Source organism: Streptomyces sp. NPDC055103, from assembly GCF_053607625.1.
The window spans coordinates 1-10,818 of sequence record NZ_JBSGTX010000127.1 but is presented as its reverse complement, the minus strand read 5'-3'; the positions used below and the strand labels follow the sequence as shown (position 1 = coordinate 10,818).

At 70.5% G+C, this 10,818-nt stretch carries 11 protein-coding genes; 10 read left to right on the top strand and 1 reads right to left on the bottom strand.

All coding sequences use genetic code 11. The features are described from left to right. A partial coding sequence (locus ACWFR1_RS39310; protein ID WP_453560657.1) for a heavy metal translocating P-type ATPase occupies window positions 1–1,940 on the bottom strand: 1,940 nt, incomplete at its 3' end. 165 nt (window positions 1,941–2,105) lie between these two features. Here ACWFR1_RS39310 and ACWFR1_RS39305 point away from each other — a divergent pair. The 10 genes from ACWFR1_RS39305 (at window position 2,106) to ACWFR1_RS39260 (ending at window position 10,078) form a co-directional block, all read left to right on the top strand. Beyond that, window positions 2,106–2,327 (top strand): DUF2933 domain-containing protein, encoded by a 222-nt coding sequence (locus tag ACWFR1_RS39305; RefSeq protein ID WP_453560655.1) that lies wholly within the window; start codon window positions 2,106–2,108, stop codon window positions 2,325–2,327. A gap of 43 nt (window positions 2,328–2,370) precedes the next feature. Continuing rightward, on the top strand, window positions 2,371–2,643 hold the full coding sequence (locus ACWFR1_RS39300) for a hypothetical protein (protein ID WP_453560652.1): 273 nt from the start codon (window positions 2,371–2,373) through the stop codon (window positions 2,641–2,643). Further along, on the top strand, window positions 2,636–3,328 hold the full coding sequence (locus ACWFR1_RS39295) for a methyltransferase family protein (protein WP_453560650.1): 693 nt from the start codon (window positions 2,636–2,638) through the stop codon (window positions 3,326–3,328). The genes ACWFR1_RS39300 and ACWFR1_RS39295 overlap by 8 nt, the downstream gene beginning before the upstream one ends. A 6-nt stretch (window positions 3,329–3,334) precedes the next feature. Then, a complete protein-coding gene (locus tag ACWFR1_RS39290; RefSeq protein ID WP_453560647.1) occupies window positions 3,335–3,616 on the top strand; it encodes a hypothetical protein in 282 nt (93 codons plus the stop codon). Further along, window positions 3,613–4,266, top strand: coding sequence for an ABC transporter ATP-binding protein (locus tag ACWFR1_RS39285; protein ID WP_453560645.1), 654 nt, complete (start codon window positions 3,613–3,615; stop codon window positions 4,264–4,266). Before ACWFR1_RS39290 ends, ACWFR1_RS39285 begins: the two co-directional genes overlap by 4 nt. Further along, window positions 4,263–5,765, top strand: a complete 1,503-nt coding sequence (locus tag ACWFR1_RS39280) for an ABC transporter permease (protein WP_453560642.1) — start codon at window positions 4,263–4,265, stop codon at window positions 5,763–5,765. The genes ACWFR1_RS39285 and ACWFR1_RS39280 overlap by 4 nt, the downstream gene beginning before the upstream one ends. Further along, window positions 5,762–6,403, top strand: a complete 642-nt coding sequence (locus ACWFR1_RS39275; RefSeq protein WP_453560639.1) for a DUF305 domain-containing protein — start codon at window positions 5,762–5,764, stop codon at window positions 6,401–6,403. Before ACWFR1_RS39280 ends, ACWFR1_RS39275 begins: the two co-directional genes overlap by 4 nt. A gap of 62 nt (window positions 6,404–6,465) precedes the next feature. After that, window positions 6,466–6,792, top strand: a complete 327-nt coding sequence (locus ACWFR1_RS39270) for a transposase (RefSeq protein ID WP_453560636.1) — start codon at window positions 6,466–6,468, stop codon at window positions 6,790–6,792. A gap of 5 nt (window positions 6,793–6,797) precedes the next feature. Next, window positions 6,798–7,187 (top strand): IS3 family transposase, encoded by a 390-nt coding sequence (locus tag ACWFR1_RS39265; protein ID WP_453560661.1) that lies wholly within the window; start codon window positions 6,798–6,800, stop codon window positions 7,185–7,187. 839 nt (window positions 7,188–8,026) lie between these two features. Then, window positions 8,027–10,078: a serine/threonine-protein kinase gene (locus tag ACWFR1_RS39260; protein ID WP_453560659.1), complete on the top strand. Its 2,052-nt coding sequence runs from the start codon at window positions 8,027–8,029 to the stop codon at window positions 10,076–10,078. Window positions 10,079–10,818: the final 740 nt, after the last annotated feature.

Genomic DNA, 10,818 nt, shown 5'->3' with positions numbered 1-10,818 from the left:
GCGATGGCCTGGGCGGAGTCGTTCTTGACGGTGTCGGCGACGGCGAGCACCCCGGCGGGGCGGCCGTCGACAGCGGCGAGGACGGGCGTCTTGCCGGCGGCCGAAAGGTCCTCGGCTACGGGGTTGAGGGAGGCCGGGTCGATACCGGTGTCGCGGAGGAGGCGGGCGGTACCGACCAGGACGACGTGGCCGTCGACCGTGGCGCGGACGCCCTTGCCGGTGACGGATTCGAAGCCGGTCACGGCCAGAGGCGGAAGGCCGCGGTCACGGGCGCCGGAGACGATGGCCTGGGCGAGGGGGTGTTCGCTGTCGGCCTCTGCGGCAGCCACGAGGGCGAGCAGGTCGTTCTCGGCGAAGCCGTCGAGTGGCCGGACATCCGTTAGGACGGGCTTGCCCTGGGTGACCGTGCCGGTCTTGTCGAGGACGATCGTGTCGATCTTGTGGGCGGTTTCCAGGGCTTCGGCGGAGCGGATGAGGATGCCCGCCTGCGCGCCCTTGCCGGTGCCGACCATGATTGACAGCGGGGTCGCCAGGCCGAGGGCGCAGGGGCAGGCGATGATGAGGACGGCGACGGCGGAGACCAGGGCGAGGGTGAGTGCCGGGGAGGGGCCGAGGGTGTACCAGAGGGCGAAGGTACCGATCGCGATGGCGATGACGGCGGGGACGAAGTAGGCGGAGATCGCGTCGGCGAGGCGCTGGATGGGCGCCTTGGACGCCTGGGCCTGCCGCACCAGCCGGATGATCTGGGCGAGCATGGTGTCCGCGCCGACCTTGGCCGCGCGGACCCGCAGCGAGCCGGTGGTGTTGACGGTGGCGCCGATGACACCGTCGCCCGCGTGCTTCGTGACCGGCATCGGCTCGCCTGTCACCATCGACTCGTCCACGGCGGAGGAGCCGGAGAAGACTTCGGCGTCGACGGGGATCTTCTCCCCGGGGCGGATGACGATCTCGTCCCCGACGACCACCTCGTCCACCAGGATCTCGGTCTCGCCGCCGTCGCGCAGGACGCGTGCGGTGCGGGCCTGCAGGCCGATCAGTGCGCGGATCGCCTCGCCGGTGCCGGCCTTCGCCCGGGCCTCCAGGAGCCGCCCCAGCAGGATGAGGGTGAGGATGACGCCGACTGCTTCGAAGTACACCTCTCGTACGTCCTCGGGCAGCAGCCCGGGGGCGAGGGTGACGAGCAGGCTGAAGCCGTAGGCGGCACTCGTGCCCAGGGTGATCAGGGAATTCATGTCGGCGGCGCGGTGGCGCAGGGCCAGCCAGCCGGTGGAGTGGACCGGCCAGCCGGTGTAAAGCATCACGGGGGTGATCAGCGCGAGCTGAACCCAGTGGTTCAGCATCCAGGCGGGCACCCAGTCGGCGCCGAACAGCTCGTGCGCCATCACGGCGAACAACACCGGCGCGGTCAGCAACGCACCGACGACGACCCGACGGGTCAGGTCCTTGATCTCCGCTTGGCGCTCGGCGATGTCGGCCGCCTCCGCGTCCTCGGCCGACGTCTCCACCGTGCTCGGTGCCGCACTTTCGCCAGGCTCCGCGCCCGGTTCTTCGGGTGCTGCGCCGGTGGTGGGCTCGACGACGAGGGTGCCGTGGATCATGTTCATGCCGCACGCGAAGCCGAAGGTGCCGGCCCTGTCGGGGTTCAGGCGGACGGTGGTGCGGGTGTGGGCGGGCAGGCCGCCTCCGACTTTGAGGTCGGGGAAGACGACGCGGGAGGTGCATTCGCCGGCCTCCTGCCGGTCGAAGACCATCTCGACCGGTGTGCCCTGGCGGACCTTGATCAGGTTCGGGCTGTAGCCGCCCCGGACAGTGACGTCGATCCGCTGCACCCCGCCCTCCAGCCGGGCCGTGCCCGCCTTGCGCGGGCCGAAGAAGTACCAGCCGAGCACCGCGATCAGCCCGGCTGCGACCACGACGATGATCACGTCTACGACAGTCACGGCCACTCGCCTCCTTGCGCACCTGCACTCACCAGCCTCCCGCGCAGCATCCGCCCGGGCCACCCCTGCCAGGCAGGGCCTGACCGGCCCACGGCAGGGACCGTCCGGCCCCTCTCCCCATCCGCCGTCTGGGGGGACGATGAGAAGTGAGGAAGGAGGCCCGTGATGAAGCAGAACCAGTGGGGCCTGTACGCCATCGCCGTGGCCATCGCGGTCGTCGGCGCCCTCGCTCTCGGTGTCCCCGTCGGCACCCTGGCGATCCTGGGCATCGCGCTCGCGTGCCCGCTGATGATGTTCTTCATGATGCGCGGCATGCACGACCAAGGCGGTCACGACCACGAGTCGCACCGCCACGATGACGACCACAGCGGATCCGGCCGCGTCTGACCCGCGACCCGGGATCAGGGCCGGGGTGAGTTCCGTGATCGCCGTGATCGCAACCGTTGCCGCGGGGCTGATGATCGCGGGCATCGTGTACGACACCGCCCGCATGATCGGCCCCGACGAGTCTCGCTGCCCGCCGCTCGCCCGCCTGTGGGGCCGCCGTGCCGCCCTTGAGGCCGCCGAAAGCCGTCTGGTCGCTGTGCGCCTGCGCGGCCGGATCGATACGGCCGCCTACCAGCGGCGTATGGCGGCCATCGCCCACGGACACCGGTATGCGGCCTCCCCGCCCCGGACGCACGTCGGAGGCGGTCATGGCTGACGCCGCGTACGGCCTGTGGCCACTGGTCGTGCTCAACACCCTGCTGTTCATCGTCTTCGCCGCGAGCTTCTTCCACCCGAAGACGAAACGCGACTGGCGGGCGATGGGCGCCTACAGCGCGTTCATGGTCGCCCTGTTCACCGAGATGTACGGCGCCCCTCTGACGATCTACCTGCTGGGCAGCTGGCTCGGCAGCACCTTCCCCCTCCTGAAGGACACCCACGCCGGCGGACACCTGTGGAACGACGTGACGGGCTGGTCCGGCGACCCGCACCTCAGCCCGTTCCACCTGGCCAGCTACGTCGCCATCGCCGCCGGATTCTGGCTCCTGGCCGCCGCCTGGAGGCGCCTGCATGAAGCCGCCCAGCACGACCGGCTGGCCACCACGGGCCCCTACGCATGGGTGCGTCACCCGCAGTACGACGGCTTCCTCCTCGTCATGACCGGCTTCCTGCTCCAGTGGCCGACCATCCCCACCTTGATCATGTTCCCGGTGCTGGTGTACGTCTACGTCCGCCTCGCCCGCGGCGAGGAGCGCGAGGTCGCCGCTCGCTTCGGCGACGAGTGGAACGTCTACGTGGCCCGGACACCCGCGTTCTGGCCTCGCCTGCGGCATCACACACCACCCGTGCCGCCCTCGCCGCGGCGTGCTTCCGATCCGCGCGGGCGTACCGCCCGGAGGTGAGCAGTGGTGGCGGTGCTGACCTGGGTCCTGCTGGCTGCCGCCGTGGCGGCAGTCGCCGCGTGCGCCGGCTATCGGCGGCGGCGGCGTGATGCCGTGCCTGGGCTCGCCCTCGTCCTGTCGCTCGCGGGCCTGTTCCCGCTTCCTGCGCTCCTCGCGTACGACGCCTCCGCTGCCGCCTGGGGTGTGTGGGGTGCCATCGTCATCGCCGCCGCGCTGGTCTGGGCCGTCGCCGACACGCTGCGCGACACGCCTGCCGCGCGGGGCCGCCGTTCACGGGGCCGGCCGTGAGCGGCCGCCTGCCCGACGGGGTCGTGCTCACCGCTGCGGGGATCGTGAAGTCGTATCGGCGCGGGGTGTGGCCGGTACGCCGAGCTGTCTTGGTGTTGCGCGGAGTCGACGTGGAGCTGGCGGAGGGGGAGGTGGTCGGGCTGGTGGGGGAGAACGGCTCGGGCAAGAGCACCCTGATGCGGATTCTCGTCGGAGAGCTGGCCCCCGATGCCGGCACGATCGCCCGGGGCGGGCGGATCGGGTACTGCCCGCAGGAGCCCGTCGTCTACGAACGGCTCACCTGCGACGAACACTTCGAGTTGTTCGGCCGCGCGTACGGTCTGCCCGGCCATGCCGAACAGACCACCCGTGCCGAGATCTACGAGCGGCTCGGCTTCGGCCGGTACGCCGCCACCCGCGCGGACCGGCTGTCGGGCGGGACCCTGGCCAAGCTCAACCTGGGCCTGGCCCTCCTGGCGGACCCCGAGGTGCTGCTCCTGGACGAGCCGTACGCCGGGTTCGACTTCGACACCTATCTGAAGTTCTGGGACCTGGTCGCCGAGCGCCGCCGGGCGGGCCGCTCGGTGCTGATCGTGAGCCACTTCGTCACCGACGCCGAACGCTTCGACCGCATCGTCCACCTCCGCGACGGCAAGGCGGTGGAAGGATGACCACTTCCCTGCTTGTGCGGCGTTTCCTCGCTGATGCCGCCCGTACCCCGGTGAACCTGCTCGTGCTCGTCCTCGTGCCGATCGTGTTCGTCGTCGTGGCCTCCCGTCCCCTCGCCGATTCGGCCGAACTGCTGGGCGGCCCCGGCGGGCCGGCCGTGCAGACCGCGACCGCCGGATGGGCTGCCGGGTTCATCGCCGCCATCGCGATGTACTTCCAGCTACGTGGCGCCCGCGCCGCCGACCGACGCCTCGTCCTCGCCGGACTCGCGCCCCACCGGCTCGTGACAGCCCGCATGGCGACCGGGCTGGCTTTGGGGCTGCTCGCCGCGGCGGCGGCCCTGGCGGCCCTCGCCGTACGGACCGGATGGGGCCAGCAGCCGGGGCGGGTCGTGGCCGGCACCGTGATGTACGCGGTGATCTACCTCGGCATCGGCGCCGTCATCGGCGCCCTGGTGAAGAACCCGGTCAACGGCATCGTGCTCGTGCTGTTCGTGTGGATCGTGGACGTGTTCTTCGGTCCGGTGCTCGGCGCCGCCGACCGGCCCCTCACCCGGATCCTGCCCACCCACTACGTGACCCTGTGGATGGTCGACCTGCGCTCCGGGCACAGCGGACGGCTGGGCGACCTCGGATGGGCCCTCGCCTGGACCGCGGCCGCACTGGCCGTCGCCTGGACGGTCATCACCGCCACCAGCCGGCCCCGCTCCGCCCGCCGCACGGCCCGGCCCGGCTCGCTGCGGGCGCAGACGTCCGCCGGGGTGCGGGCGGGACTGAGGGAGGCCGCCCGCAACCGGGTCCTGTGGGTGCTGCTCATCGCCGTGCCAGTCGCGTTCGTCCTCCTCGCGGTGGCCACGACACCGAAGGAGTTCACCACGCTGAGGGCCCCCGAGAACGGCATGGACCGCGCAGTGCGGGCGTGGCTGCCCGACATCCACGGCGGCACCATGGCCCCCATCGCCATCGGCTCACTCGCCGCCCTGACCGGTCTGTTCACCGTCCTCGACGCCCGCGCCGCCGACCGGCGCCTGGCGCTGGCCGGCCTGCGCCCCGCCGCGCTGCTTGCCTCCCGCCTCACCATCGTCGTCCTCGGCGCACTCGCGGCCACCGCGGCCTCCCTCGCCGTCACCGCCACCGTCTTCGACGCCAGCAACTGGCCCCGCTACACCGCCGCCAGCATCCTCATCGCCCTCACCTACGCGCTGATCGGCGTCCTGCTCGGCCCCCTCTTCGGACGCCTCGGCGGCATCCTCATCGCCTTCCTGATCCCCTTCATCGACCTCGGCATCGAACAGAGCCCCATGCTCCGCCCCACCCCGCCCGGCTGGGCCCACGCGCTCCCCGGATACGGCGCCGTCCGCGTCCTGACCGACGCAGCCCTCACCCCCGGCTTTGACACCACCGGCGCCTTGCTCCTCGCCCTCGGCTGGCTGGCCGGCCTCACCCTGGCCGCCGCCGCCCTGTTCCATCACACCGGTCGCACCGCTGGAGGCACGCCATGAACGCCACCCGCACCGCCCGCAGCCGTCTTGCCGCCACCGCGGCCGCGGCAGCCGTCACTGCCGGTCTCGTCCTCGCCGGCTGCGACAGCGACGGCACCAGTACCCCGGCCAGTACCCCGCCCGCCACCTCCACCCAGGCACCCGCCACGGCCCAGGACGGCGCCCACAATCAGGCCGACGTCACCTTCGCCCAGCAGATGATCCCGCACCACCGCCAGGCCATCGCCATGTCCCAGATGGCCAAGACCCACGCCGCGACGCGCGATGTGAAGGCCCTCGCCGACCAGATCGAAAAGGCGCAGGAACCCGAGATCCGGACCATGACCGGATGGCTCACGGCATGGGGCGAGGAAGTCCCCCAGGGCATGTACGGCATGCACGACGACGTGGGCCAGATGAACGGTATGCCCGGGATGATGAGTGGCCGGCAAATGATGGACCTCGACCACGCCTCCGGCCGCACCTTCGACACCATGTTCCTGACCATGATGATCGAACACCACGAAGGCGCCATCACCATGGCCAAGACCGAAAAGCAGAACGGCTCCTACACCCCCACCAAGAACCTTGCCGACCAGATCATCGAAACCCAGATCGCCGAGATCGCCCACATGCGCGAGATGCTCCACGGCAGTTGACAGACAGGACGGTGAACCGTTCCGGGTTCGGTAGGGACTCGATCATTTGAGAGGATCGAGTCATGGCACGTCCTTCCCCGTACCCGCTTGAGCTGCGCCGTCGTGCGGTGCGGATGGTCGCCGAGGTGCGGCCGGAGTACGACACCGAGTGGGCCGCGATGAAAGCGGTCGCCGTGAAGCTCGGTATCGGCACGACCGAGACGCTGCGCAAGTGGGTCCGTCAGGACGAGATCGATACCGGAACCCGGCCTGGGACGACGACGGAGGAGTCCGCGCAGATCAAGGCGATGAAGAAGGAGATCGCCGAGCTGGAGCGGGCGAATGAGATCTTGAAGGCGGCGGCGAGTTTCTTCGCGGCCGAGCTCGACCGGCCACACACACGCTCGTAGCGTTCATCGACGAGCACCGGGACCGCTTCGGCGGAGTCGAGCCGATCTGCCGTGTTCTGACCGACCACGACTGCAAGATCGCCCCGGCCGCCTACTACGCCCACCACAAACGGCTGACGGCGCCCTCGTCCCGCACCGTCCGCGACGCCGAACTGAAGATCCTGATCCAGGAGGCATACGACGCCGACTACCGTGTTCACGGCGCGAGGAAGATCTGGCGGCACCTGAACCGCCAGGGCCAGACCGTGGCCCGCTGCACCGTCGAACGCCTCATGCGCGAGCTCGGCATCACCGGCGCCGTCCGCGGCAAGAAGGTGATCACCACGATCTCCGATCCCACTGCCCCAAGGGCCCCAGACCTGGCCGACGGACCGAGCCCGGGGCACGACGACTGACTGTCGGGCCGTGTCCCGGGGTATGCCCCACCCGCAGCGGCCGGACTGCCGCGCCTACCTGGAGACCTTGCCACCCGAGGAACGCCTCCCGCGGCCGGTTGCGCCGAGGAAGCCGTACGAGTGACCACGCCGGCCGCCTGTGACAATGGCGACTGCGCCTGCAACCAGGTTCACATGGCGTTCTGCCCGGCGTGCGACTTCGTGTGCGACATGGAGTCCGGTGGTGCCAGTACCTGTCCCCACGGCTGCTGTCCGACGTAGCGCGGACGGAGCCCCGGTCCTGGGCGGTCACGGCTCGGACACGGCAGCGAGGCGAGTTTGTGCCTTGCTTACGCCCGTTCGGGGCGCCAGTGCTCGTCATCAGCACCTTCGTCGGAAGCGAACGAGGACGATCACGGCAAGGCAGGAGCAGCCCGCGAGCGACGCGGCCCCCGGGCTCCTGATCGCGGTCGAGCACCTGGCCCGCGGGCAGGGCCGGTTCGACAGCCAGGAGTCAGACCCGACCGGCACGTTCGCCGGCGACGACGGAGGGAGCCGCGGCGGCCTGAACCACCCCGAGGCGCAGGCCGCCGCTTCCCGAACCTGGCCCGCCGCACCAAGGGGCGGGCCAGGCCCGTCGCACGACCCGTCGGACACGTGCCCCCAGCACCAGCTCGTTGACGCCATCGAGTCCGTGCTCGGCTGGGGCGGCCATCCTTCGCAAGCCATTCCCCGCCGAGCAGGGGGTGGTTCGCGTCGGCTGTACTTCAGCCGACGACAGACCCGGCCCCATGGAGAATGTTCAGGAACGAAGCCGTCGAACCCATCGCTGTCGGGAAGTTGGGCTAGCCTCTCTCCTCGTGGACCAGTTGACCGCCGAAGACCCGCCCCACATAGGCCCCTACCGCCTCATCGCCCGCTTAGGCGCCGGCGGCATGGGCCGGGTCTACCTCGCCCGCTCCGAAGGCGGGCGCACTGTCGCGGTCAAGGTCGTGCAGACCGAGTTCGCCCAGCACGCCGAATTCCGCTCGCGGTTCGCGCGCGAGGTCACCGCGGCGAAGCGGGTCGGTGGGGCCTGGACCGCGGCCGTGCTCGACGCGGACACGGACGCGGAGACGCCCTGGGTCGCGACTCAGTACATTCCCGGGCCCGATCTGCACGCCGTCGTGGCCGAGCAGCACGGGCCGTTGCCCGAACAGTCGGTGCGGGTCCTGGCCAACCGGCTCGCGCTCGCCCTGCAGGCCATCCACGAGACGGGCCTCGTCCACCGCGACCTCAAGCCGTCCAATGTCCTGGTCACTGTGGACGGGCCCCGGGTCATCGACTTCGGTATCGCCCGGGCGCTGGACAGCATCAGCGGAGACAGCCTGCAGACCCGCACGGGCATGGTGATCGGATCGCCTGGCTTCATGTCGCCCGAGCAGGTACGTGGGCTCCACGTCACCGCCGCCTCCGATGTGTTCTGCCTGGGTTCGGTCCTCGCCTACGCCGCCACGGGGCGCCAGCCCTTCGGGGCGACCGGCAATGGGCTGCACGCCCAGTTGTTCCGGGTCGCCGAGGAGGAGCCCGACCTGGACGGGCTGCCGGAGGCGCTCCTCGGACTCGTACGGGCGTGCCTGCAGAAAGACCCGGCACAACGCCCCACGCCGGAGCAGGTCGCCGCCCGCACCGCCACAGAAGGCGTCGACGAATGGCTGCCGGGCGCGTTGCTTGGCCAACTGGGGCGGCACGCAGCACAGTTGCTGGACTTCGATCCGCTGCGGCCGCACACGGCCCTCGTGCCGGGCCAGGCTCCCACTCCGCCGGCGCCTGCCCGGCCCGTGCCCACACCCCGGCCCGCGTACGCGCCTGCCGCACCCCAGCCTGTGCAAGCGCCCCCCGAGCGTCAGCCCGTGCCAGCGCCTGCCGCGTCCCCGTCGGACGCGCTCGCGCACGCGCCCACGGTGGGGCCGGGATATGACGAAACGGCACGCTCCCACGTTCCGGCGCAGACCCAGGAACCGCGGCGTCGCCCGGCCGTCGTGGCAGGGACGGCAGCCGTCGCGGTGCTCGTCACCGTCGGTGGCCTGCTCGCGCTCCGCCCGTGGCAGGGCGGGGCGGGGGAGTCACCGTCGCTGAGTGCTCCGAAAGCGTTGCAGGGGAGCTGGGAGGCGCGTCTCGACCCGAGGGACAAGGACGGCCTCCGCATCGAGGGGGTGCTCGCACGCCTCCTCATCGACGCGAAGGGCACCGCCGAGTACTCCCTCCTGAACGAGGAGCGGCTGTGCGTCTGGGAAAGCACCATCACCGACTCCAGAAGCGACGCGATCAAGCTCGGCTCGAGCCGGCTGAAGAGAGCAAGCCCCAAGTCCGAGGCGGAACATTGCGAGGACAACACCGATGACTACGGTTCCTCCGCCTCGGACGGTATAGGGGCGTTCGTAGCCGTATGGAACGGTGCGTTCGAGTGGGAAGACGACCCGGGCTTCTATGACCACCAAAACGACGGGCACACCTCCTACGGCCCCGACATGTTCGAGAAGGTGCCGCCCGCCAAGGGCGCGCTGCCGGAGAACTTCCGGGGTTCGTGGGGCGGCCGGGGAGAGGACGGCACCTACCGCTTCGAAGTCACGATGGGCGAGGGGGCGGCGAAACGCGACATTCGTCTCGTATCCATCAGCGTGATGGGGGAGAGGTGCATGTACAAGGCGGAGGTGTTCTCCCGGGAGTCGACCCGGCTCCGCACCGCGCCCGCGGAGCTCGCCGACAGCAAGCAGCCATCGGGCTGCGCCAAGAGCACCCCCTCCTTGACGTTCTGGGAGAGCGAGGATAAGGGAAAGCGGAAGCTGTCGTCCGGGCCCCTCCGTGGCGCCGACACACCCCTCTTCGAAGCCGGGCACTGGGTGGGAGAGCTGACCGCCGCGGGCACCTGACGAGCTCGTGCACGGTTAGCGGTGAGACGTCGAGGTTCCCTGCGAGGCATGGTGTTCACGTCTGCCGTGTGGGCATCAGGTCTGCCGACTGCTGGCGGGAGGGCAGGCTCGCGACGGTTTGGACCATGTCCCAGTGCGACATCCTCGACGACGGCTCATGGGCATGGCCTCCCCCGGACCGCACCGACCGTCCCTGGCCGACGCTCAGTGGCGAGTCTGCACCCCGGCGTTGCAACCCCGTTTCATCCGAGGTCAGTTCGGCAGGTCATGGCGTCCCGGATCTGCCACAGGGCGGTGCGCAAGTCGTCGGTGTGGGCGTAGGCGGCGGCCAGTACGGGAATCGATGGTGTCTTCTTAGGCCGGAGGGGTCGGCCCTCGAACTTTCCAGCGTCCGTAGATCCAGCCCGCAGAGCGGTCGCGGGCTCGGACTGCCAGGTAGGCGTGTGTGGTCGTGTGCCGTCATGGCGTGGCTGCGCGACGCCGACCGGGAGACGGCCGGCGCACCGGTGTCGACTGGCCCCGTCACTGTCGGGGCGACGACGGAGGAAGGCATCGGCGAAATGACCGGTCACGGTGGGCCTGCCAGGCCCCTGGCGACACTTCGGCCGGCTCGGGTCTCTGCGGAGCGGGACCCTAAGGGCCTGACGATCATCAAGGTGTTGCTTTCAGAGCTGGGGCTCGTTGGTGTCGTATGCGCATCCCGGACGAGACTCGTGATCAACTTGCCGTGAAGTTCGCGG